The 21055-nt window shown below is 42.7% G+C and carries 25 protein-coding genes; 12 read left to right on the top strand and 13 right to left on the bottom strand.

Annotated elements, in window-relative coordinates; all coding sequences use genetic code 11:
* Positions 1 to 123 precede the first annotated feature (123 nt).
* On the top strand, positions 124 to 699 hold the full coding sequence (locus tag A8F94_RS02660) for a hypothetical protein (protein ID WP_066195231.1): 576 nt from the start codon (positions 124 to 126) through the stop codon (positions 697 to 699).
* A gap of 305 nt (positions 700 to 1004) precedes the next feature.
* Positions 1005 to 2081: a tRNA 2-selenouridine(34) synthase MnmH gene (gene mnmH, locus A8F94_RS02655; RefSeq protein ID WP_066195228.1), complete on the top strand. Its 1077-nt coding sequence runs from the start codon at positions 1005 to 1007 to the stop codon at positions 2079 to 2081.
* A gap of 102 nt (positions 2082 to 2183) precedes the next feature.
* Here the strand turns inward: mnmH and sda are convergent, their stop codons facing one another.
* Positions 2184 to 2315, bottom strand: a complete 132-nt coding sequence (gene sda / locus A8F94_RS02650) for a sporulation histidine kinase inhibitor Sda (RefSeq protein WP_066195226.1) — start codon at positions 2313 to 2315, stop codon at positions 2184 to 2186.
* A 521-nt stretch (positions 2316 to 2836) separates the two neighbouring features.
* On the opposite strand from sda, the gene A8F94_RS02640 reads away from it, so the two are divergent.
* The 4 genes from A8F94_RS02640 (at position 2837) to A8F94_RS02625 (ending at position 4583) form a co-directional block, all read left to right on the top strand.
* Positions 2837 to 3040, top strand: a complete 204-nt coding sequence (locus A8F94_RS02640) for a DUF6501 family protein (RefSeq protein WP_066195220.1) — start codon at positions 2837 to 2839, stop codon at positions 3038 to 3040.
* A gap of 52 nt (positions 3041 to 3092) precedes the next feature.
* Positions 3093 to 3680 (top strand): GNAT family N-acetyltransferase, encoded by a 588-nt coding sequence (locus A8F94_RS02635; protein WP_066195216.1) that lies wholly within the window; start codon positions 3093 to 3095, stop codon positions 3678 to 3680.
* A 172-nt stretch (positions 3681 to 3852) separates the two neighbouring features.
* The gene (gene crcB, locus A8F94_RS02630) at positions 3853 to 4242 is read left to right on the top strand and encodes a fluoride efflux transporter CrcB (RefSeq protein WP_066195213.1); all 390 of its coding nucleotides are present in this window, start codon (positions 3853 to 3855) and stop codon (positions 4240 to 4242) included.
* A complete protein-coding gene (locus tag A8F94_RS02625; RefSeq protein ID WP_066195209.1) occupies positions 4239 to 4583 on the top strand; it encodes a fluoride efflux transporter FluC in 345 nt (114 codons plus the stop codon). The genes crcB and A8F94_RS02625 overlap by 4 nt, the downstream gene beginning before the upstream one ends.
* 114 nt (positions 4584 to 4697) lie before the next feature.
* Here the strand turns inward: A8F94_RS02625 and yidC are convergent, their stop codons facing one another.
* The 7 genes from yidC to A8F94_RS02590 all read right to left on the bottom strand — a co-directional run bounded on the left by yidC (position 4698) and on the right by A8F94_RS02590 (position 11572).
* The gene (yidC, locus tag A8F94_RS02620) at positions 4698 to 5483 is read right to left on the bottom strand and encodes a membrane protein insertase YidC (protein ID WP_066195207.1); all 786 of its coding nucleotides are present in this window, start codon (positions 5481 to 5483) and stop codon (positions 4698 to 4700) included.
* Positions 5484 to 5506: 23 nt separating this feature from the next.
* Positions 5507 to 5791, bottom strand: a complete 285-nt coding sequence (locus A8F94_RS02615) for a hypothetical protein (protein WP_066195205.1) — start codon at positions 5789 to 5791, stop codon at positions 5507 to 5509.
* Between the two features lie 262 nt (positions 5792 to 6053).
* Positions 6054 to 6632: a biotin transporter BioY gene (locus A8F94_RS02610; protein WP_066195202.1), complete on the bottom strand. Its 579-nt coding sequence runs from the start codon at positions 6630 to 6632 to the stop codon at positions 6054 to 6056.
* Positions 6633 to 6749: 117 nt separating this feature from the next.
* The gene (locus A8F94_RS02605) at positions 6750 to 7481 is read right to left on the bottom strand and encodes an urease accessory protein UreH domain-containing protein (RefSeq protein WP_066195199.1); all 732 of its coding nucleotides are present in this window, start codon (positions 7479 to 7481) and stop codon (positions 6750 to 6752) included.
* 174 nt (positions 7482 to 7655) lie between these two features.
* Entirely contained in the window at positions 7656 to 8420 is a 765-nt protein-coding gene (gene pflA / locus A8F94_RS02600; RefSeq protein ID WP_066195193.1) for a pyruvate formate-lyase-activating protein, read from the bottom strand.
* Between the two features lie 95 nt (positions 8421 to 8515).
* Positions 8516 to 10771, bottom strand: a complete 2256-nt coding sequence (gene pflB, locus A8F94_RS02595) for a formate C-acetyltransferase (RefSeq protein ID WP_066195189.1) — start codon at positions 10769 to 10771, stop codon at positions 8516 to 8518.
* Between the two features lie 354 nt (positions 10772 to 11125).
* Positions 11126 to 11572, bottom strand: coding sequence for a cupredoxin domain-containing protein (locus A8F94_RS02590; protein WP_066195186.1), 447 nt, complete (start codon positions 11570 to 11572; stop codon positions 11126 to 11128).
* A gap of 123 nt (positions 11573 to 11695) precedes the next feature.
* Between A8F94_RS02590 and hutU the strand changes: the two genes are divergently transcribed.
* From hutU to A8F94_RS02575, 3 genes are read left to right on the top strand one after another with little or no spacing between them, the layout of a single operon-like run.
* Entirely contained in the window at positions 11696 to 13384 is a 1689-nt protein-coding gene (hutU, locus tag A8F94_RS02585; RefSeq protein WP_175384342.1) for a urocanate hydratase, read from the top strand.
* Positions 13381 to 14658: an imidazolonepropionase gene (gene hutI, locus A8F94_RS02580; RefSeq protein WP_066195182.1), complete on the top strand. Its 1278-nt coding sequence runs from the start codon at positions 13381 to 13383 to the stop codon at positions 14656 to 14658. The genes hutU and hutI overlap by 4 nt, the downstream gene beginning before the upstream one ends.
* Positions 14652 to 15635, top strand: coding sequence for an agmatinase family protein (locus tag A8F94_RS02575; protein ID WP_066195178.1), 984 nt, complete (start codon positions 14652 to 14654; stop codon positions 15633 to 15635). The genes hutI and A8F94_RS02575 overlap by 7 nt, the downstream gene beginning before the upstream one ends.
* On the opposite strand, the gene A8F94_RS02570 is transcribed toward A8F94_RS02575, so the two are convergent.
* Both A8F94_RS02570 and A8F94_RS02565 read right to left on the bottom strand, forming a co-directional pair.
* Complete coding sequence (locus tag A8F94_RS02570; protein ID WP_066195175.1) at positions 15607 to 16311, bottom strand: DUF421 domain-containing protein; 705 nt, start codon at positions 16309 to 16311, stop codon at positions 15607 to 15609. The two genes, A8F94_RS02575 and A8F94_RS02570, sit on opposite strands and share 29 nt — an antisense overlap.
* A gap of 354 nt (positions 16312 to 16665) precedes the next feature.
* Positions 16666 to 16908 (bottom strand): YkuS family protein, encoded by a 243-nt coding sequence (locus tag A8F94_RS02565; protein WP_066195173.1) that lies wholly within the window; start codon positions 16906 to 16908, stop codon positions 16666 to 16668.
* Between the two features lie 105 nt (positions 16909 to 17013).
* Here A8F94_RS02565 and A8F94_RS24790 point away from each other — a divergent pair, with 105 nt between their 5' ends.
* Positions 17014 to 17145 carry a YuzL family protein gene (locus tag A8F94_RS24790; protein ID WP_077247525.1) on the top strand — a complete coding sequence of 44 codons (132 nt, stop codon included), beginning with the start codon at positions 17014 to 17016 and terminating at the stop codon, positions 17143 to 17145.
* A gap of 43 nt (positions 17146 to 17188) precedes the next feature.
* On the opposite strand, the gene A8F94_RS02560 is transcribed toward A8F94_RS24790, so the two are convergent.
* A complete protein-coding gene (locus tag A8F94_RS02560; protein WP_066195170.1) occupies positions 17189 to 18805 on the bottom strand; it encodes an ABC-F family ATP-binding cassette domain-containing protein in 1617 nt (538 codons plus the stop codon).
* A gap of 503 nt (positions 18806 to 19308) precedes the next feature.
* On the opposite strand from A8F94_RS02560, the gene A8F94_RS26305 reads away from it, so the two are divergent.
* The gene (locus tag A8F94_RS26305; RefSeq protein ID WP_302621283.1) at positions 19309 to 19443 is read left to right on the top strand and encodes a hypothetical protein; all 135 of its coding nucleotides are present in this window, start codon (positions 19309 to 19311) and stop codon (positions 19441 to 19443) included.
* A gap of 55 nt (positions 19444 to 19498) precedes the next feature.
* On the opposite strand, the gene A8F94_RS02555 is transcribed toward A8F94_RS26305, so the two are convergent.
* Entirely contained in the window at positions 19499 to 20161 is a 663-nt protein-coding gene (locus A8F94_RS02555) for a Crp/Fnr family transcriptional regulator (protein ID WP_066197196.1), read from the bottom strand.
* A gap of 223 nt (positions 20162 to 20384) precedes the next feature.
* Between A8F94_RS02555 and A8F94_RS02550 the strand changes: the two genes are divergently transcribed.
* Complete coding sequence (locus A8F94_RS02550) at positions 20385 to 20570, top strand: cold-inducible protein YdjO-related protein (protein WP_066195167.1); 186 nt, start codon at positions 20385 to 20387, stop codon at positions 20568 to 20570.
* Between the two features lie 266 nt (positions 20571 to 20836).
* Here the strand turns inward: A8F94_RS02550 and A8F94_RS02545 are convergent, their stop codons facing one another.
* Positions 20837 to 21022: a hypothetical protein gene (locus A8F94_RS02545; protein WP_066195164.1), complete on the bottom strand. Its 186-nt coding sequence runs from the start codon at positions 21020 to 21022 to the stop codon at positions 20837 to 20839.
* Positions 21023 to 21055: the final 33 nt, after the last annotated feature.

Genomic DNA, 21055 nt, shown 5'->3' with positions numbered 1-21055 from the left:
TAATGGGGTGGCTTTTTCTTTTGATAGTCGTCTGGCTAGTGCCATTTGTTACAGAGTAAATAATTGCAATTTACTATACTAATGATGGGAGCAATTATAGAGAAAAGCTAGAGGTGTGAGAGAATGAAGCTATATGAAAGAATAGTGAACATCCTTGATGAAAAAGGACCGCTTCCATTCCCAGCCCTATATCATGAGGCAAGCAGCTTGTTAAGTGAAAAGGAGGGGCCTTTTGATCTTGGAGAGGTCCAAAACACCATTTTCCGTAAAAAAGATTTATTTTTCATTAATAACGAGATGGTATCGATTCACCCTGATAAAAAGCTGAGCCATCTTCATGTTTATTCTGAAATGCCGGGAAGGCCTGCATGCCAGGCAATCATTGATTTTGAAAAAGGGAAATTCATTTATACAGAATGGCGGGATAAAGGTTCACCATATCGCTCAATTCCCCGCCGGCCATTCGGGATTCCTGGGGATATGGCTATATTTAAGGCAGCTGTTTTCAGTTTGGCAGTTTGGGACTGGGAACAAAATTACATAGCAGACGAAGGAATTATCCTGAATGGAACTAGCTGGTATGTTATTCTTAAATCAAAAACAAAAGTGTATAAAAGTTCTGGTTTTGACCGTTTTCCGGAGAATTGGCAAACCTTCCGCAGTTCACTTCAGGAATTGACCGGCTCACCATATTGGTGAGCCGTTTTTATGTTAAAGGAACTTAAAAAAGTAAGTGATTGTAAATATATGTATATAGAAAGTGGGATTTAGATCCACAAGGAAAGCTTCGGCAGCATAAACATCGCAAGAAGAAAAAGCGATAGCACAGGATAGCGTTCCCTGAAATTGCTTCGCACGAAATTACGATCTAGCGTAATGAGGATTTTCGAGGAGGCCATACGGCGCTAACGCTTTTTGTTCTTAAAAGTTGGCCGGGTTGCATTTATGCTTAAATTCTTTAAAATAAAGGAAGGAAGTCTATAAATAGAGGTGCAAATATAACTTTGAGAGAACTTACAATAGAAGAACTGTTCAATATAAAAAACCCGGTTGTCATAGATGTTCGCTCGCCTATTGAATTTCAAGAAGGAGCCATCCCGGGAGCGGTAAATGTCCCTTTATTCACAAATGAAGAGCGTGCAGAGGTAGGAACAATTTATAAGAAGGAAGGATCCGATGCCGCGAAATGGCGTGCCATGCAAATTGTGGCACCAAAACTGCCGGACATGCTCTCGGAGATTCGGAAGTATAGCGGCCCGGGAAACAATCTTGTCGTCCAGTGCTGGCGTGGAGGCTCAAGAAGCAAGGCAGTCACATCCTTCCTGGAATTCTCCGGTATTAGCGCGAAACGGCTGCAAGGCGGGTATAAGGCGTATCGGCAGTCAATTCTTAAAGAATTGCCGGACCTTATGCCAAAAAAAGCGGTTGTTCTTCATGGCATGACCGGAACAGGGAAGACGGAAATCCTGAAAATCCTTTCTGAAAAAGGATACCCTGTCCTTGATCTGGAACAGCTGGCGAACCATCGGGGATCAATTTTTGGGGCGATTGGCCTTGGACAGGGAAATAGCCAGAAGATGTTCGATGGCTTGCTCCATGACAGGCTCCTTGAGCTAAAAGGAACTCCTTATGTTATTATGGAAGCGGAAAGCAAGCGGATTGGCAAGGTTGTCCTTCCTGAGGAACTAATTGATATCAAGAAGAATGGTTTTCATATCCAGACTCATCTGCCAATGGAGCAGAGAATTCAGCATATCATCTCGGAATATATAACTCCATACCAACATGAGCCGTGGTACCATGAAAATGTCAAAACCGCTCTGGAAAGGATTCAAAAGAGGATTAAGGACCAGCAAGCAAAACTCCAGCTGTTTGAACGGATTGAGGATAGGGATTATGCCGGAATGGTACCGATCTTACTCGAATCGTATTATGACTCGATGTATGGACATAAACATCATGAATACAATGGCGATTTTATTAACATTTATGCAGAAAGCTTTGAAGATGCGGCTCAGCAAATTCAAGTGTACCTTGATGAATTGGAATCTATGCCGAAAATCAATGTAAAACAGTATTAAAATGATTTTTGCATACTTTCCTAAAACTCTCTATAAAACATAACTAGCCGCCGGCAATGTGCCGGCGGCTGTTTCACATGGCAAGGTAATGGGAAAAATTGTTTACTTTTTAAAAGGTCGTAATCCTCGTCGATGGATCTCATCTTTAAGGATTTTAATCCATTCTTTTTCCGTCCCAGATTTCATTGCATCACGATACGAAACGATAAGCTGCTCATTGCTCATAATTCTCATTGATAGCATTGCCTCCTCGGAAAATTTAATGGATAGAATATTCAGTTTTTAATATTGTAAAGCGAAAAACCATTTTTGAGAACCCCTTTTTTAAAATATTTTAAAAAAGGTACTTTCGGACGTGTTTCGCTGACTTTCCTCCTAGTATTCGACTAGGAAAGACGTCTTGTCGAATACTCTAAGTTTTCTGAGATGTTTTGGACATATTTCCAACGTGGTAAATATTTAATGTGACCTCTTGGAAAGTAGGCGAGTGTTATGGAACTATACGGTTTTGAGTATGAGAATAAGCAATTTAACAATCTCTGTTTTATTCGCAAAGATACAATTTGTAATGTAGTCTATTTAACCTTTAAAGATTATTTGACGGAGGAAGTATTCACGTTTGATTTGAGGAAGATGGAAAATCTCAGGTTTAGAACCGCCATCGATTCCCTTCAGGTACGGCGGGCAGAGGTACTTGCAGATACCCTCCAACATTCATTATACTAGTCATATACCAAAAATCAGGGGGAATTCACGTGCAACACCTTGACTGGCACAAGAAAGCCACGCTTAAAAAAGTGAAATGCGTTCATGCGGATGCTAAAAAATTTATTGTAAACAATGTCCTCACTCCGGGTAAGGAATATGAAGTGAAAAATGAAACAGACGAATTTTTGTTTATCGTCGACAATTCCGGTAAAGTGGGCGGATATTACAAGGAATACTTTGAGGAAGTGTAAGAATGGAACTGCCGGTGCTAACCGGTAGTTTTTTGATTTTAGGGGGAGAACAATGACAAACAAACCATTTAATCGGTTAGAGGGCCAGGAAGTTTTACTCATTCCAATGGAGCTGAGCCATTGGATCGGCTTATGGGAGGCAGGGAAACCCTCTGAAATATGGGAATTTACTTCTGCAAAAATCGGAAGCCATGAAGAAATGGAAAATGAGGTTGCAAAAGCTATTCAGGAAAGGGATAAGGGTAGCCAATTTCCATTCACGATATTTAGGAAAAGAGATGCAGCGATAATTGGAAGCACAAGATATATGGACATCTCATGGAAAAATGAAAGCCTTGAAATTGGCTGGACCTGGCTTCATCCATCGGCATGGAAAACCAGGGCCAATACTGAATGTAAATATTTACTTCTTAGGCATGCCTTTGAAGAACTAGGGATGAACCGTGTCCAGCTGAAGACAGATGGCCGGAACATAAGGTCGCAAACAGCAATTGAACGCATTGGTGCCACAAAGGAAGGGATACTTCGCCAAGATAGAAAGCTCGCTGATGGATACATCAGGGATACAGTTATGTACAGCATCCTCGCCTCTGAGTGGCCGGATGTTAAATTGAAGCTTGAGAAGCTGCTAGAGAATTAATCCGGTTTAGAGACTTTGGCCGCAATTCTTCATACGTAAGATCCTTGGAACTTCTATTCGTGACTTTGTGCTGCAATTTTTAACTGAAAGGTCACTTAGGAAGACTTTTATTTGTAACCTGATTCAAACACATTATGCTTATAAGCAGAAAGATAAGGTTAGAGGTGTTAAATTGGAGTATCTATTTGTAGGGATAGGTGGCGCAATCGGAAGTCTGCTTCGATACTTATTTTCCGGCTTACATTTACCTGGCGGTTCTTTCCCCTTCGGTACCCTTGCCGTGAACTTATTGGGATCCTACTTTCTTGGCTGGTTTACTTCTCGTTTTATCTCACAAAAGAAAATTCATCCAAATTGGTCGGTGTTTTTCACAACCGGCCTTACAGGTTCTTTTACTACATTCTCGGCTTTTTGCCTTGAAACAGTCATGCTGGTTGACCAGGGCCAATATATGGCTGCGAGTTTCTATTTCTTGTTTAGTCTGATTGGTGGCTTAGGCTTTGTATGGATTGGGACCTTTCAGGGAAAATCTCAGGTTAAAAAGGCGGGTTTGGAAAAATGACCTATCTTGCAGTTGCAGCCGGGGGATTTCTTGGCGCTATGGCCAGATTTTTTGTTTCAAAGCTTCTGAATTCCAAGGACACGAATCGAATCCCTTTTGGAACCATGCTTGTCAATTTAATCGGTTCGTTCCTGCTTGGTTACCTAATCGGTAAGGCAGTGGACGGAAATAGTTATGCATTTGCAGGCATTGGATTTACAGGAGCGTTTACTACTTTCTCTACATTCATGCTCGAGCTCCATGGAATGAAGAAAAGCCTGAACTCTTTTGTGTACGCAATTTTGAGTTTAGCGGCAGGCCTGGCATTGGTGCTAGCGGGAATGATAATCGGAAGAATATAAAAAGAAGCCCTTCAGGACACCTGAAGGGCTTCTTTGAAGCTAAGGAATAAATATTCCAGCCGCTAAAAAAACGATCGCATTGCCGATAAGACTGGCGACGGCCAGTTTTTCTAATTATTTTTGAATCGAAGGTGCCACTTTGGTTGTCTCCGTTTTCTGATAGAGTTTCCTGCTGATCCAAGATTGAATAATCAGGAACGTGCCACCCACAGCCCAATAAAGAGGCAGAGCGGCAGGAGCATTCATGGAAAACATCACGATCATAATTGGAGACATCAATCCCATCACCTTCATTTGCTTTTGCTGCTCTGCCGTCATTGTAGACTGAGAGACTTTGAATTGAAGGTAGTACACAATTCCAGCCAGGGCAGTTATGGCAATGTCCGGACTGCCAAGACTCAACCAGAGGAAGTCATGAGAAGCTATCTCGGGTGAGTTGCGGATAGCATAATAGAATCCAGTCAAAATTGGCATTTGTATTAAAATTGGCAAACAGCCCATACTCATGGGGTTAACGCCATGTTTTTGATAGATGCCCATCATCTGCATTTGCAATTCTTTTTGCTTTGCCGAGTCTTTCTCAGCCTTGATTTTTCTCTGCAGTTCATCGATTTCAGGCTTCATTTTTTCCATTTTGCCCTTCATTTCAAGCTGATTCTTGTATTGCTTGAGCATGAGTGGCATCAATGCCAGCCTGATTAAAAGGGTTACCACAATAATGGCAAGGCCATAATTTCCAGCAAACAATTCACCAAGGAAGTGAATCGCAGCTGTAAAAGGATTGACGAAGTAAGTGGTAAAAAAGCCTGTGTCGTCTGAACCTGTTGAGCATCCTGCAAGCCCAGAGATTGTTACCAAAATAATAGTTATTAATAATAGAAGCTTTGATTTCCCTTTCATAGTTCCTCCTGTTTGTTAAAAGTTTAGTGGGGAAGGAGGGAAAGGGAAGCCTCTGGATCATCGGTAGAGCAGTATTTTATTCGGATATATTTGCCAATCCATCTGACAATAATGTTCTGGTTTAGCCCGCTGTTCGAAATGGAATAGGAAGACAAGCGAAACCCTTCAGGCTGTTTGGGCCTGTCCATGATGGATACTGGATTTTCAATTGACCATAAAAGGAAATACTTTAGGGCAATTGCCAGGTAAAACCCGGTGTAAAGTGCAACCCAGGCATTAATGTCATATAATTCAGCGTTAAACTCCATACCTGGATAACACCTCCTCGTATGTTAAAAGTATACGTTAGAAACAAGCAAAGAGCAATGTAAAGCAGTGGTAAAGGTAGGTTTTAATTAATGAATCGTCTTATTAATAAAGATGCCGTTTTTTAAAGCGGTTACGGTCGTTTACAAAACTGTAAATGACCGTAAGCAAGGTTTTATGTCGACCTTATACAGAAAGATTAATTATTTATTCAAAAAATACAGGCAAGCGGGAACGGCCACTGCACCTGTTTGCCTTCTCGTTTTATGCACTTTGGTCCATTTTGTTGGACGGAATTGGAAAAAGATTAGCGGATACAAGCCTTTTTCTCACATTTACCCCTACAATGGAAGCTAGGTACGCCTTCAGTAATCCAAGCGGAATGAACGGATAAAAGCCTGCTTTCATTGCTGTCTCCCAGTCAAGGCCCGCTCCGATTTTCAGCCATACAGCGCCGAACGCGAGTGTGATGAACATACCAATCGTGTTGGCTATCAGGGCGTTTTTAACAGAGAGTTTTGTTTTTTCAATGATGAATCCAATTATGAACACTGTAGGAATAAAACCGACTAGGAATCCTCCCGTTGGGCCAACCAAAATGGCTACTCCGGATTTCATTTCTGCAAACACCGGGACACCAGCAGCACCAAGAGCTAGATATAAAAGAATGGATAAAGTACCATAGCGGGCTCCAAGAATGGTCGCTGCGAGTCCGATTGCCAATGTTTGCCCTGTAAAAGGAACAAGTGGCATCGGGATGCTGATTTGGGCAAATACTGCCGTTATGGCCGCAAATAAGGCTGCCAAAATCATCTTTCTTAGTTTTAATTGTTCAGTTGACATTTCATTCTCCCCCTGTCCGTTATGTTAACCAATAATGAAATTGAGTTAACATATATAAATTAAAGCAGAGGATGTTAAGTTGTCAACCTTGATTTGTATCTCCGTTGTCATATTGTTTTACTGCCAATATGTGATCGTATCGAAAACTCCAATTACGATTAAAAAAATGCCTGCAGCCTTCTGCACTGCACTGCCAATTTTTCGGCTTTTTCTAAGCAATGCCCCGTCCATTCCCAAAAACCAAACAATGCCCAGGAATATAATCAGCGGAAGGGAAGTTCCGATTGCGAAGATAGGAGGGAGGACGATTCCGTAGGATGTTCCGAGCACCAAGGGCATCAGTGTCATAAAAAACAATATAAACATCGTCGGGCAAAAGGAAATTGAAAAGGCAGCTCCCATTAAAAATTGTCCCCATCTGCCGGCTCCGTTACCTTTCGGTACATAGTTTAACAGTTTAGTTAGGATATTAAGTTTCAGGTATCCGGCCAAAAACAGCCCAAGCAATAGTATAAAAGGGCCAATTGCCTTCCTGGAAGCTGCAAAAAAGACAATGATGCTGTCCTGAAATTCCCGGCCGGCTAGCCAGACAAGAATGCCCAGTCCGGAGAAGACTGCAATTTTGCCGAGGATGAAGAAGAGCGCATCCACTAGATGGCCGGCAGACTGCATGCTCTTGTTCCCATAAAATGTGATTGCGCTTATATTCCCGGTTAATTGGCAAGGTGCAAGGGCGCCGACAATTCCCAGCAAGAGTGCAGCAATAAGCGGAACGGTTTCTGCACCAATGATCATTGCGTAAAAAGGGGCGCCCAGAAAATTGCTAATATCACTAAGTATTTGGTACATGGGTGCATTTCTCCTATCATTCAGTTGTATATGTTGACAGTAACATATAATTCTGAAGAAATTATGCAGAAATAGTGTCAGCAAAGGCAATTTTAAATTGTAAGCTAGTTTACTGAAACTATCAGCAGTCCAACAATTTGACTATGCCAGCGGCTATACAAAAAAAGCTGCCCATCAGGACAGCATTTGATTTTGGGCGTTTTGCACCTGCCAATGTTTTGTTATCAACTCATAAGCTTCCTGGACTTTTTCCTCGCTTGGCGGCTCGACATCCTTTAATTGATATTCGAGACCGAGAGTTTCCCATTTATAAACGCCGAGTTTATGGTAGGGAAGGATTTCAATCTTATCGACATTTTTCAACGTCCCAATAAATTCCCCAAGCTTAGCTAAATCAGCAGGGTCATCCGTTACTCCAGGAACAAGTACATGCCTAACCCAGATTGGTTTATTTTTTCCGGAAAGATACTTTGCGAAATCAAGAATATGGTCATTGGCCATTCCTGTCAGGCTGATATGCTTTTTACGGTCAATATGCTTTAGGTCTAGCAATATAAGATCGGTGTACTCCATCAACACATCAAGAGGGTCGAGAAAGTGTCGGGAGGTTGAGAAACAGCCGCCGGACGAATCAATTGTCGTATGGATGCCTTCAGCCTTGCACGCCTTGAACAGCTCGACAAGAAATGGGACTTGAAGGAGAGGTTCCCCGCCGCTGACGGTGATACCTCCGCCAGAGGATTCCATGAAAGGGAGGTATGAACGGAGATCATCCATTATTTCTTCAACAGTGATTTTTCGGCCTGTGCCAATTTCCCATGTATCGGCATTGTGGCAGAACTGGCAGCGCAACAGGCATCCTTGTGTAAAAATTACGTAGCGGATGCCCGGGCCGTCCACTGTTCCGAATGTTTCGATTGAATGTATGTTTCCGTTCATAACTATTACCCCTTTCGATTTAAAACAGGGGCCGGGTTTTAACACCCGGCTGCGCTTGTTTTAGTTGCAGCGCTAAACGTGCGCTTTCGCTCTTCTTATAATGATTCATGGAATGTCCGGTTGATGACATCCATTTGCTGTTCCCTTGTCAGTTTAATGAAGTTTACGGCATAACCAGATACACGGATGGTCAATTGCGGATACAATTCTGGGTGTTCCATTGCATCCATCAGTGTTTCTCGGTTAAAGACGTTGACATTCAAGTGGTGTCCGTCCTTCTTGGCATACCCGTCAAGAATGGATACAAGGTTGTCGATCCTTTGTTCTTCTTCTTTTCCAAGAGCTTTTGGTACGATTGAGAAGGTATTGGAGATACCGTCTAAAGAGTACTCGTATGGAAGCTTTGCAACGGAAGACAGGGAAGCAAGTGTTCCTTTTGTATCGCGTCCGTGCATTGGGTTTGCACCTGGTGCGAATGGTTCGCCAGCACGGCGGCCATCAGGAGTGTTACCTGTTTTCTTGCCATAAACTACGTTTGAAGTAATCGTCAACACAGACATTGTTGTCATTGAGTTCCGGTATGTCTGGTGCTTTTTCAGCTTGTTCATGAATGTTTTGACGAGTTTGACAGCAATGTCATCCACACGGTCGTCATTGTTGCCGTATTTAGGGAAGTCGCCGTTAATCTCAAAGTCAACAGCAAGGCCATTTTCATCACGGATGACTTTCACTTCGCCATACTTGATTGCGCTGAGTGAGTCAGCTGTAACACTTAGACCAGCAATGCCAGTAGCCATAGTACGCAGGATCTCAGAATCGTGAAGCGCCATTTCAATCCGCTCATAGCTGTATTTATCATGCATGTAATGAATAATGTTCAATGTGTTGATGTAGAGACCAGCGAGCCAATCCATCATGCCTTCAAACTTTTGAATAACTTCATTATAATCTAAAACATCTGCTGTAATTGGTGCGAATTCAGGGCCGACCTGGATTTTAAGCTTCTCATCGACACCGCCGTTGATTGCGTAAAGCAATGCTTTTGCAAGGTTGGCGCGGGCACCGAAGAATTGCATTTGCTTACCGATTGCCATCGCCGATACGCAGCATGCGATTCCGTAATCATCTCCCCATTCAGGGCGCATGATGTCATCATTTTCATACTGGATCGAGCTTGTTTTGATTGACATGTTCGCACAATACTTCTTGAAGTTTTCAGGAAGCTGAGTGGACCAAAGAACAGTCAGGTTTGGCTCTGGTGCAGGGCCGAGGTTATCAAGGGTATGCAGGAAGCGGAACGAGTTCTTTGTAACAAGAGGGCGTCCGTCCAAAGCCATGCCTCCGATTGATTCGGTTACCCAAGTTGGGTCTCCGCTGAACAATTCATTGTAGTCCGGTGTACGTGCGAATTTTACAAGGCGAAGCTTCATGACAAAGTGGTCAACCAATTCCTGGGCTTCAACCTCTGTCAACGTACCATTCTTAATATCACGTTCAATGTAAATATCAAGGAATGTAGATACTCGGCCAAGGCTCATCGCAGCGCCGTTCTGTTCTTTGATTGCAGCAAGGTAGCCGAAGTATAGCCATTGGAACGCTTCTGCAGCATTTGTAGCCGGGCCAGAGATATCATAACCGTAGCTCTTTGCAAGTTCTTTCAATTCGCCAAGCGCGCGGATTTGCTCAGAAAGCTCTTCACGATGGCGGATGTTGTCCTCGGTCATGACAGGGCTAGTGGTTTTCTTGTCATTTAATTTTTCTTCAATCAGGAAGTCAACACCATAAAGTGCTACCCTGCGGTAGTCGCCAATAATGCGGCCGCGGCCGTATGCGTCAGGAAGCCCAGTGATAATACCGGCTTTACGGGCAAGAAGCATTTCATCGGTATAGGCATCGAAAACACCAGCATTGTGTGTTTTGCGGAATTCAGTAAAAATGCGTTCTACTTCTTCGTTCAATTTGTAGCCATATGCTTCGCAGGAAGCTTTAGCCATGCGGATTCCGCCAAAAGGCTGCATCGAACGGTTGAATGGTTTGTCAGTTTGGACACCGACAACCTTTTCCAAATCCTCGATCAAGTACCCTGGGCCATGGGAAGTGATTGTGGAAACTGTTTCAGTATCCATATCAAGGACGCCGCCGTTCTCACGTTCCTGTGTTGTTAATTCCATTACCTGATCCCAAAGCTGGTTTGTTGCTTCAGTGGCACCTGCCAGGAAGGAGTTATCGCCTGAATACACTTTGAAGTTACTTAAAATAAAATCTCGAACATTTACTTCGTTGGACCATTTGCCTTTTACGAACCCTTTCCAAGGTTCTGACTTGGTTTTTTCAATTGTGGATTGTACCATTTTGGTCACCTCATCGAATATTTTATACAGTTAAACTGTTTCCTCTGTATATCATACTCCGAGTATAACAGGCAGCCAGTGACAAAAATCACTTTAATTAAGGCGATTTTGTTAACTTATTAGAATTTAAGGGTTTTTAGGATGAATTGTATTTTTTAATTGTGTTAAGAAAATTCAAAAAATATTAATCTGTACTATAATGATTTGCTTGGAAATGAAAACTGTTATATAAGAAAATACCAATATTATCAAGGTTTTTACTTTTTTCATAGTGATAACAGTATGCAATAGAAGATGACAACAAACAGCTGTGTACCTTTTGGCACACAGCTGTTTGTTATGGATTGCCTATAGCTAGTCAACAACAAGGTATGCGATCATTGGCCCGTTTTGTTCTTTAGTAGGATGAACCTCGCAAATAAGCCTGTAAACACCTTCTTTATCAAAAGAAACATCTACAGCAGTCTCTTCGCCCTTTTTTACAGTTCCTTTAATCGTTGTATTTTCTATTCGAAAAGGATGCTCTTGTCCGTTAACCCCATAAATGACGAGGCGAACTTTCTCACCTTTTTCTATGAAAATCGTTCCCGGATCCCAGCGGTAGGCTTCAATCTTTTTGCCATTCTTCATAGTGGAAGCGAATTCTCCCGTAACCATATGGATTTCCCTTATTCCTGTCTGCTGGTTAATGACAACTGTATCTCCCGCTTTTAACAACCACCAGGACGCTGCTGAAACCAAAGCCAAACCAGCTACCAGAATAAAAATGATTGTATTCTTCCTAATTGTCCAAAATTGCATACTTTCCCTCCTATAGTTTGTCCTTTTATAATTTATGCAGCCCATGGGAGGAAACTTGTCTTTTTTTTCAGAAAGTTCCATTATAATTATAGAGGAAGACTGTAAACCAAATACGGGATGGGGATGGTAATTTTGAAAGCGGATACAAAACTGGTTAAACGGTATAGGGGAACTGAACTTCATACGAAGGGGTGGGTTCAGGAGGCGGCACTTCGAATGCTTATGAATAATCTCGATGAAGACGTCGCGGAGAATCCTGCTGAACTTGTTGTTTATGGCGGGATAGGGAAAGCAGCCAGGAACTGGGACTGCTTTGAAGCCATTACAAAATGCTTGGAAAGACTCGAAAATGATGAAACACTCCTTATCCAATCGGGAAAACCGGTTGCTATTTTCAAGTCTCATCATGATGCTCCGAGGGTATTAATTGCCAACTCGAATCTTGTTCCGGCCTGGGCAAATTGGGATACTTTCCATGAACTGGACAAGAAGGGGCTGATGATGTACGGCCAAATGACAGCTGGAAGCTGGATTTACATAGGGAGCCAGGGTATCGTGCAAGGGACATACGAAACCTTCGCGGAGCTTGCAAGGCAGCATTTTTCCGGAAGCTTAAGGCATACCATTACGCTTACTGCAGGACTTGGAGGAATGGGAGGCGCACAGCCCCTGGCTGTAACAATGAATGGGGGAGTCTGCATTGCCATCGATGTTGACAGGCATCATATCGAACGAAGAATAGATACAAAGTATCTTGATATTATAGCGGATTCACTTGAAGATGCCATTGCTATAGCCAAACAAGCGAAAGCAGAAGGGAGAGCCTTGTCGATCGGACTTGAAGGAAATGCGGCGGGGCTTTTACCGGAAATGATAAGAATTGGGTTCATTCCGGACGTTCTTACAGATCAAACATCCGCCCACGACCCTCTAAACGGATACATACCTATGGGTCATTCTCTTACAGAAGCTGCCGAGCTAAGGAAAAACAACCCCGGTGTTTATGTGGAAAAATCGTGTGAAAGCATGGCTATCCATGTAAAAGCAATGCTTTCCATGCAGGAAAAAGGCGCAATTACCTTTGACTATGGCAACAACATAAGGCAGGTAGCCAAGGATAACGGAGTTGAAAATGCTTTTGATTTTCCAGGCTTTGTTCCGGCTTATATCCGGCCGCTCTTTTGCGAGGGGAAAGGCCCATTCCGCTGGGTGGCGCTTTCTGGAGACCCCAATGATATTTATAAAACCGACGAGGTCATCCTAAAGGAATTTGCCGATAATGAGCATTTATGCAACTGGATCAGGATGGCCCGGGAAAAGATTCAATTCCAGGGGCTTCCTTCCAGGATTTGCTGGCTCGGATATGGCGAAAGGGCCCGATTTGGCAAAATCATTAATGATATGGTGGCAAGCGGCGAGCTTTCAGCTCCAATTGTGATTGGCCGTGACCATCTTGATTCCGGTTCTGTTGCATCCCCAAACAGGGAAACGGAAAGTATGCTGGACGGAAGCGATGCGGTTGCTGACTGGCCGATTCTGAATGCGATGATCAATGCTGTTGGCGGAGCCAGCTGGGTGTCCGTCCACCACGGAGGCGGAGTCGGAATGGGCTATTCGCTGCATGCCGGCATGGTTATTGTAGCTGATGGGACCCACGAGGCGGAAAAAAGGCTGGAGCGCGTATTGACCTCTGATCCCGGGATGGGAATCGTCCGCCATGCGGATGCAGGATATAGCAAGGCAGTGGAGGCAGCCAGGAAAAATGAAATTGATATTCCAATGTTAAAAAGCACCGGAGGAAAAGATTCATGACTTCAGTAAAACCAATCCTGATTAAAAATGCTGAACAAATTATTACAGTAAAAGGGTTTTCTGGGCAGCCTGCTAAGGGTTCGCAAATGGGGAAGCTTTCTGTACTTGAGAATGGGGCATTGTTCATTCGTGAAGGCAGAATTGAGGCAGTCGGAGCCGGGCATGAGGTTGAGGCCCTCGCCAACTCTTATCCTGACAGGGATGAAATTGATGCTAGTGGAATGATTGTTCTTCCGGGCCTTGTTGATCCGCATACCCATCTTGTCCATGCTGGAACAAGAGAAGACGAATTTCGAATGAGGCTTGACGGGGCGACGTATATGGAAATCATGGAGGCGGGCGGAGGAATCCATGCAACTACAAGCAGAACAAGGGCCGCAACTTCTGAGCAGCTTTTCCGTGAAGGATGGGAGAAGCTTAACTTATTTCTTAAACACGGTGTCACGACCGTAGAAGCCAAAAGCGGTTATGGCCTCGATTGGGAGACTGAATACAAACAGTTGAAGGCGGCAAAAAGGTTAGATGAAGATCATTCAGTAGATGTGGTTAGTACGTTCATGGCAGCCCATGCTGTTCCGGCAGAGTACAAAAATAATCCAGACGAGTTTATTTCCCTTATTATTAATGAAATGCTCCCGCGTGTTGCAGAAGAGAAATTAGCTGAATTTAATGATGTATTTTGTGAGCGGGGTGTCTTTACTCCGGGGCAATCCCAGAGACTGCTTGAGGCCGGCAAAAAATATGGCTTAATTCCAAAAATCCATGCTGATGAAATAGAACCGTATGGCGGCGCTGAACTTGCAGCGGATGTAGGGGCAATCTCAGCGGACCATTTGCTGAAAGCATCCAGTTATGGAATTAAACGAATGGCGGAGGAAGGGGTAATTGGGGTGCTTTTGCCAGGGACAGCCTTTTTCCTAATGGCGGAGAGTGCCAATGGAAGGAAAATGATTGATGCGGGAATGGCTGTTGCTTTATCAACCGATTTCAATCCTGGCTCTTCCCCAACGGTTTCAATGCCGCTAATCATGAATCTTGCTTGTCTGAAAATGAGAATGATGCCGGAGGAGGCCATTGTGGCTGCAACCATTAATGCCGCTCACGCAATACGCAGGGCAGATAAAATTGGCAGCATTGAAAAAGGAAAGCAGGCAGATGTTTTAATCGCGGATGTGCCAAATTACAAGCAGCTTTTTTATCATTATGGGATGAACCATACCCATACGGTTATAAAAAAAGGCCGGCTTGTTGTCAGAGGTGGAGCCCTATGTTAAGTAAATTTGTCTCCACGTGCTCTTTTTACTGGAATCAGGATAAGTCAGCGAATGACCCAAAGTTGAAGGATTGGATTAGCCAGCGGCAGGAGGGAGACAGCCAGCCTGAAAAATCGGATGTAGTGATGCTTGGTGTTCCACTGTCAAGGTCATCGATTTCCGTATCAGGAGCATCCGAGTTTCCGGATGCTTTCAGAAAGGCGTGGGGTGGGTTTTCTACTTACAATCTTGATTATGGGGTTGAATTAAACGATTTGAGGATCCTTGACCTTGGAAATGTAAACATGCATTTTACCGATATTGGAATATCGCATCAGAACATTAGAAATGCGATAAAAGCGGTTCAAGGACAGTTCCCGGAATCGTTCCCGATTTCAATTGGCGGCGACCACTCTGTTACAGCGATGCTCATTTCCGGTTTGAAAGAAGTCCACGAAGAAAAAGAAATCGGGATTCTTCAATTTGATACGCATCTTGATCTTCGGGATCTTTCCGAGCACGGACCGACAAATGGAACACCAATCAGATATTTGATTGAAAATAACGTTGTTAAAGGAGAAAACGTCTACAATATCGGCCTTCACGGTTTCTTTAACGGACAGTCGCTTCTTGCCTACGCAAATGAACATAAAGTCAATATGATTTCCATGCGTAAGGCCAGGGAAACAGGTGTTGTGGAAACAGTACGCCGGGCTATTAAGGAACTATCATCCAAGGTTGATATCATCTATGTGACCGTAGACATGGACGTGCTTGATATTGCTTATGCCCAGGGAGTTCCGGCCTCAACGCCCGGCGGGATGATGTCCTTTGAATTATTCGAGGCTGTCCATGAGGCTGCCTTGGCGTCTAAAGTAATGGCAATGGATATTGTCTGCCTCGATCCAACGAAGGATACTCTTGCCCAGGCTACGGTAAAAACAGGTGTGTATACGTTCTTGAGCTTTCTCACTGGCTTGAAGCAGAGGCTGACTTAGTGGTTTTCTCGGTAACACCTAAAACAAATCCTTGTGATGATACAACTGCATAAGCCACGTTGTCGATATTATGGCCAAGGCTGTATAAATAACCTTCCAGCCATGAATATAATTCGGGCCTAGCGGTAAAAGTTGTTTGTCCATCTATAATAATTTCAGCTGGCACCATCAAACCATTCAAATAATCAGTAGGTAGTTGAACGTAGAAATCCCCCCCTTTTTGGGGGTCTTTTTTTTGAACCGAAAGCTTTCCGCTTGGTTCGAGCAGGGCCAGTTTAACATCAGTAATTGAGAAAATATCTTTTTCGCGAAGCTGTTGCTCCAACGTTGATTTCGTATATTTGGCCGAAACCAGGTTATCGGATTGGATGTGCCCATTTTTAATTAGCACAGTTGGCGAACCTGAAAGCCATTTCTCCAAAATACGTACCCGGAAACTCATATTTGCGGCTACATAATAAATGAAAACCATTGTAATGAATGACCAAATCATAGGCACAAATTTTAAATTAATATTAAATCCCATATTTGCAACCAGCGACCCAATTGTTATCGCCATTGCCATATTAAAATGATTCCTGTGAGAATTTATTTGCCTTCCAAAGAAGTAAGAAATAATCAATAAAAGAATAAATGACAGAGCGGTCCTTGATATAGAAGAGAATGATGCTTCCACGCCTGAAATCCCCCGCTTAAAGAAATCGTATTAAATTTTAGTGTGCCAAATAGGGAAGAATGCATTCAAAAAAAGAGTCTTGGGTTGTATCGGTGAGAGATAGGGGTACAGGGAAAAGGGATGTGTTGTTTCAAGTAGAACGGTTGCTGATAAAGCACATTTGGCTAGCAAAGCTTGTTGGTTACATTTTTACCTGTGAAAGACCTCAAAACGTGTCCAATAGAGGTTATTGGTTACATTTCGCCTTTAGAAAAGATCTAGAACGATGCCATAGGTCCTAATGGCTACACTTTACCTTTGGGAAGAGAACAAAAGAAAAGTCCAGAGAGTAATCTCTGGACGTTTGGAGATTAATTAGGACAGGCGATTTTCGACTAGCGAGCAAACTTCATCAGCAGATAGGCCGTTTGCTTCAATAACAGAAGCCTTTGTCACTGTATCCTGCATGCCCATCACATTTGAATCCAAGCCGGTAATAACGCAGCAAGCACAATCTGCTGCATCGGATTCCTGTTTTAATTCAACTACGTCATATCCGCGTTCTCTTAGTGCCTGCTGTACATTGGTTAGTGATTGTTCAACCCCTACTTTTGCCATTAAGCTACACCTCCTGTTGTTTATCATGCCTAGGGAAAATGAATTTATTCCTCATTGAATAAGTTAGCTTATAAGGAGGACGCTAAGGTCAGGAGGTGGATTGCGATGGGAAAACGAAAACATGATCCTTCAACAATTGGCCTGAATTCATCTCAAGTTGAGGGGCAGGGTACAACAAACCAGGAAACAGGGAAGATGAAAGCCCCATCCTCAAGAAATAAACAAAAACGGCATTAACCATCATAAAAAAAACACAGGGGCTCACTGCCCCTGTGTTTTTCTAATACATTTTAGCAACTTGCTCCTGAAGTTCCTTGTTTTCCAAATACTCGTCATAAGACATTTCTTTATCAACCAAGCCAGACGGTGTCAGTTCAAAAATCCTGTTTGCAATCGTCTGGATGAACTGATGGTCATGCGAGGAAAACAATAGCGAACCTTTAAAAGTAATCAGGCCGTTATTTAACGCTGTAATCGACTCCAGATCCAAGTGGTTGGTTGGTTCGTCAAGAAGGAGGACGTTCGCTCCGGACAGCATCATTTTTGACAGCATGCAGCGAACTTTTTCTCCTCCAGAAAGAACACTTGCTTTTTTCATTACTTCCTCGCCAGAGAACAGCATACGTCCAAGGAAACCGCGCAGGAAGCTTTCACTCTCATCCTTCGGTGAGAATTGGCGCAGCCAATCGACAAGGTTCAGCTCGCTATTTTCGAAGAATTGTGAGTTGTCTTTAGGGAAATAGGCTTGGGACGTTGTAATTCCCCATTTGTACGTTCCCTCGTCAGCCTCGAGTTCACCCATAAGGATTTTGAACAATGTTGTTTTGGCAATTTCATTTGTTCCGACTAGCGCGATTTTATCGCCCTTATTCATAACAAAGCTGATATTATCCAGTACTTTTACGCCGTCAATTGTCTTTGACAGGCCTTCAACACGAAGCAAGTCATTGCCGATTTCCCGTTCAGGAGTAAAACCTACATATGGATATTTACGGGAAGATGGCCTAATATCATCAAGAGTGATTTTATCTAGAAGCTTCTTCCTGGATGTCGCCTGTCTTGACTTTGATGCATTTGCACTAAAGCGGGCTATGAAGCTTTGTAACTCCTTGATTTTTTCTTCTTTTTTCTTGTTCGAATCCTGGGCCATCCTGACAGCCAATTGGCTGGATTCGTACCAGAAATCGTAGTTCCCGACATAAATTTGGATTTTTCCATAATCCAAATCAGCTATATGGGTACAGACCTTGTTTAGGAAGTGCCTGTCATGGGAAACGACGATAACAGTATTTTCAAAGTTGATCAGGAATTCTTCAAGCCATTGGATGGCCTTAATATCCAGATGGTTTGTAGGCTCATCGAGCAGGAGGACATCTGGCTGGCCGAATAAAGCCTGTGCAAGCAGCACCTTAACCTTTTCGGACCCATCAAGGTCAGCCATTTTCTTGTAATGCAGGTCCTCATCAATGCCAAGGCCTTTTAGGAGGATGGCAGCTTCGGATTCAGCCTCCCAGCCATTCAGCTCGGCAAACTCACCCTCAAGCTCAGCCGCCCTCATTCCATCTTCATCAGTGAAGTTTTCTTTCATATATATAGAATCTTTCTCTTGCTTAACTTCATAAAGCCTTGTGTGTCCCATAATAACTGTTTCAAGGACTTCGTGCTCTTCATATTCAAAATGGTTCTGCTTCAGGACAGCCATCCTTTCGCCAGGACCCAGTTGAACTGTACCAGTTTGTGCCTCTATTTCACCGGAAAGGATCTTTAAAAAGGTAGATTTTCCTGCACCATTGGCTCCAATTAGCCCGTAACAGTTACCCGGGGTGAATTTTATATTGACATCTTCAAACAGTTTGCGGTCTCCAAACCGTAAACTTACGTTGCTAACAGTTATCATTTTCTTCCTCCAAGTAAACATAATCTAAGAAATTATACCATGTTTACTTGTTCCAAGCTAATTTATCTGTTTCCAGTGGTTTTTCGCAACCTACCAAAGGGTAAAAAGGAAGGCAGAAAGATAAAATTTGATTTTTATATTTATCCCGTATTAACGGGCAGTAAGACCCTCACCTCAAGATTCCAAGTATATTAAGCAGATAGGTGGGGATCAACTTCCCATAAAAGCCCGATTGATGAGATACAGTGAAACTTGAAGCAAGGAACTTTAGCGGCATAGTTGAAACAATCGGATTCGTAGTGCTGCTTAGCTGCCGCGCTCTTTGGCGAATTAGCGGCAGTCGAATGGGGCTAATAATCATCGGGGGATGAAGGAAAACCCCCACTGATTGAAGTTTCACTTTATTTAAAATTTTTCGGAGAAAATTACAATTTTTTCACACTTTCTTCATATTTTTGTTGTAGAATTGGGTTAGGAAATGCCTAGAAGAGAAGGTGAACCATATGGCTAAACAAAAAATTGCAGAGCTGGTCAATAAGCTGAAGGAATCGGGAATCAATGCGAGCATTACGAAACCCAAAGCTGATTATCTTTCCAATTTGCAGCATCTGAATAATACTCCTTCGTCTGTTAACTAGATATTTTAAGAAAGCGGATACCCGAGTTTTTTGGGTATCCGCTTTTACTATGCGCTTAATCTACATTGCAATATTCGATTGGGCAGTTTTCACAATGATTTTCCTGTTTAAGATAGTGAATATCATGGATTATTATTTTCTTGGAGTTCATACTGATTATTTTGTTTCCTTTAAGTTCCGACAGGTGCCTGCTTACAATTTCTCGAGCTGTACCGCAAAAATTGGCAAGATCCTGGGTGGTGAGGGGAACCATGATATGGATTCCATCTGCTTCTTTCACACCATAACTGTTGCTCATTCGGATTAATGTGGAATATAATGCCCCTTTTTTTCCATATAAAACGAGATCCTTGAATTTGGTCATCGTCTTCCTCATATGGTCATTCATCCAAGCAAGAAACTCATAAGCGAGTTTACTATTATTGAAAAGAGCAGCCTCAAGCCCGTCAATCGTAAGGGCTGCTATTGTAGCATCTCCTATGGCCTTGGCATTGAAAATGTATTTTGGTTCCTGTGTAAAAAGGGTTAGCTCGCCGACAATATCATTAAGGCTGGCCAGCCGGAGAACAAGCTCCTGTCCTTCCGCATTCATTTTCGATATTTGGATTTTTCCGGAAAGAATAATATACACCTCGTGTGCATCCTGTCCTTCCCGAAACAAATATGTCCCTTTTTTGCATTCAAAAGTCCTGGAAGCAGAGCGTACGAGTTCCTTCATTTCATATGAAAGAGAGGGATTTTTAGTGAAATTTTCCAAGTGTATCACCCTGTTTCCATTTTATTATTCATTATCAATTTTATAATAAACAAAAGAAATAAAAGCCGCGCTTTTTTACAATAAAACGAAAGATTTGGCCAAGATGGGGAATTTAACAATAATTCCATTCGGATAGAGCATACTAGCTAATAAGAAGTTCGAAAAACGGAAAGGGAGGATGTTTATGTTTTTTGGAAAAAAACTTCCGCTCGAAAAAGAAGTGGAACCGTTCATCGCTACAGAAATTTATTCTTGTGTTGCAGAGGCATGTAACGGATGGATGCGAAAGGCGTTTGTTTCAGAGGACCATATGTGCCCGATGTGCGGAAGTTCAATGGAGACAGGTGTACGGGACTTGCCAAAAATCTAAAGGACTATATGTGTTGAACAAAGCAATCACCTCTTCACACCCTGTTGATTAGAGTGGAAGGTGTGAAGACTAGTTCGAAAATACAACATTTTCTCCTGGGATGCTATTTCTGAGTAGTTCCTTTGATGAATATTCTAAGAAGCATTTCTTTGTGGAAACGGAGATCAACAGGCCATTAAGAAAATATTTTTTCAATCTATATAGCAAGAATGGATAAGTTTTCAATAAAAGAGAAGGCGATAGCTGATACAGCCTTCGCCTTCGTTCTATAGGTTTTCGTTTTGCTGTTTAATTTCGTCCCCTGTTATCATGATATTTCCTTCTTCCAGATGTTTATGTTCCTCTACAGAGTTTCCTGGTATGCTTTCAGGATTTGGAAAGGTATCACCTGTTTCTACAGTCATAACAGGATTCTTAATAGCGGGTGTAGTATAGTTTGTTTTTTTATCCATTTAGTTTCAACTCCTTAAGAAGAGCATGTGCGA

The organism is Bacillus sp. FJAT-27225 (genome assembly GCF_001685025.1).
Lineage (GTDB): Bacteria > Bacillota > Bacilli > Bacillales > Cytobacillaceae > Bacillus_D.
The sequence above is the reverse complement of the archived record's forward strand: the minus strand, read 5'-3'. Positions and strand labels throughout refer to the sequence as shown.

What these genes read in the sequence shown, in the direction of transcription:
- A8F94_RS02660 (WP_066195231.1), top strand. Translation starts at nt 124, where the DNA reads ATGAAGCTATATGAAAGAATAGTGAACATCCTTGATGAAAAAGGACCG.
- sda (WP_066195226.1), bottom strand. Translation starts at nt 2,315, where the DNA reads ATGAGAATTATGAGCAATGAGCAGCTTATCGTTTCGTATCGTGATGCA.
- A8F94_RS02635 (WP_066195216.1), top strand. Translation starts at nt 3,093, where the DNA reads ATGACAAACAAACCATTTAATCGGTTAGAGGGCCAGGAAGTTTTACTC.
- A8F94_RS02625 (WP_066195209.1), top strand. Translation starts at nt 4,239, where the DNA reads ATGACCTATCTTGCAGTTGCAGCCGGGGGATTTCTTGGCGCTATGGCC.
- yidC (WP_066195207.1), bottom strand. Translation starts at nt 5,483, where the DNA reads ATGAAAGGGAAATCAAAGCTTCTATTATTAATAACTATTATTTTGGTA.
- A8F94_RS02615 (WP_066195205.1), bottom strand. Translation starts at nt 5,791, where the DNA reads ATGGAGTTTAACGCTGAATTATATGACATTAATGCCTGGGTTGCACTT.
- A8F94_RS02610 (WP_066195202.1), bottom strand. Translation starts at nt 6,632, where the DNA reads ATGTCAACTGAACAATTAAAACTAAGAAAGATGATTTTGGCAGCCTTA.
- A8F94_RS02605 (WP_066195199.1), bottom strand. Translation starts at nt 7,481, where the DNA reads ATGTACCAAATACTTAGTGATATTAGCAATTTTCTGGGCGCCCCTTTT.
- pflA (WP_066195193.1), bottom strand. Translation starts at nt 8,420, where the DNA reads ATGAACGGAAACATACATTCAATCGAAACATTCGGAACAGTGGACGGC.
- pflB (WP_066195189.1), bottom strand. Translation starts at nt 10,771, where the DNA reads ATGGTACAATCCACAATTGAAAAAACCAAGTCAGAACCTTGGAAAGGG.
- A8F94_RS02590 (WP_066195186.1), bottom strand. Translation starts at nt 11,572, where the DNA reads ATGCAATTTTGGACAATTAGGAAGAATACAATCATTTTTATTCTGGTA.
- hutU (WP_175384342.1), top strand. Translation starts at nt 11,696, where the DNA reads ATGGTAATTTTGAAAGCGGATACAAAACTGGTTAAACGGTATAGGGGA.
- hutI (WP_066195182.1), top strand. Translation starts at nt 13,381, where the DNA reads ATGACTTCAGTAAAACCAATCCTGATTAAAAATGCTGAACAAATTATT.
- A8F94_RS02575 (WP_066195178.1), top strand. Translation starts at nt 14,652, where the DNA reads ATGTTAAGTAAATTTGTCTCCACGTGCTCTTTTTACTGGAATCAGGAT.
- A8F94_RS02565 (WP_066195173.1), bottom strand. Translation starts at nt 16,908, where the DNA reads ATGGCAAAAGTAGGGGTTGAACAATCACTAACCAATGTACAGCAGGCA.
- A8F94_RS24790 (WP_077247525.1), top strand. Translation starts at nt 17,014, where the DNA reads ATGGGAAAACGAAAACATGATCCTTCAACAATTGGCCTGAATTCATCT.
- A8F94_RS02560 (WP_066195170.1), bottom strand. Translation starts at nt 18,805, where the DNA reads ATGATAACTGTTAGCAACGTAAGTTTACGGTTTGGAGACCGCAAACTG.
- A8F94_RS26305 (WP_302621283.1), top strand. Translation starts at nt 19,309, where the DNA reads ATGGCTAAACAAAAAATTGCAGAGCTGGTCAATAAGCTGAAGGAATCG.
- A8F94_RS02555 (WP_066197196.1), bottom strand. Translation starts at nt 20,161, where the DNA reads ATGAAGGAACTCGTACGCTCTGCTTCCAGGACTTTTGAATGCAAAAAA.
- A8F94_RS02550 (WP_066195167.1), top strand. Translation starts at nt 20,385, where the DNA reads ATGTTTTTTGGAAAAAAACTTCCGCTCGAAAAAGAAGTGGAACCGTTC.
- A8F94_RS02545 (WP_066195164.1), bottom strand. Translation starts at nt 21,022, where the DNA reads ATGGATAAAAAAACAAACTATACTACACCCGCTATTAAGAATCCTGTT.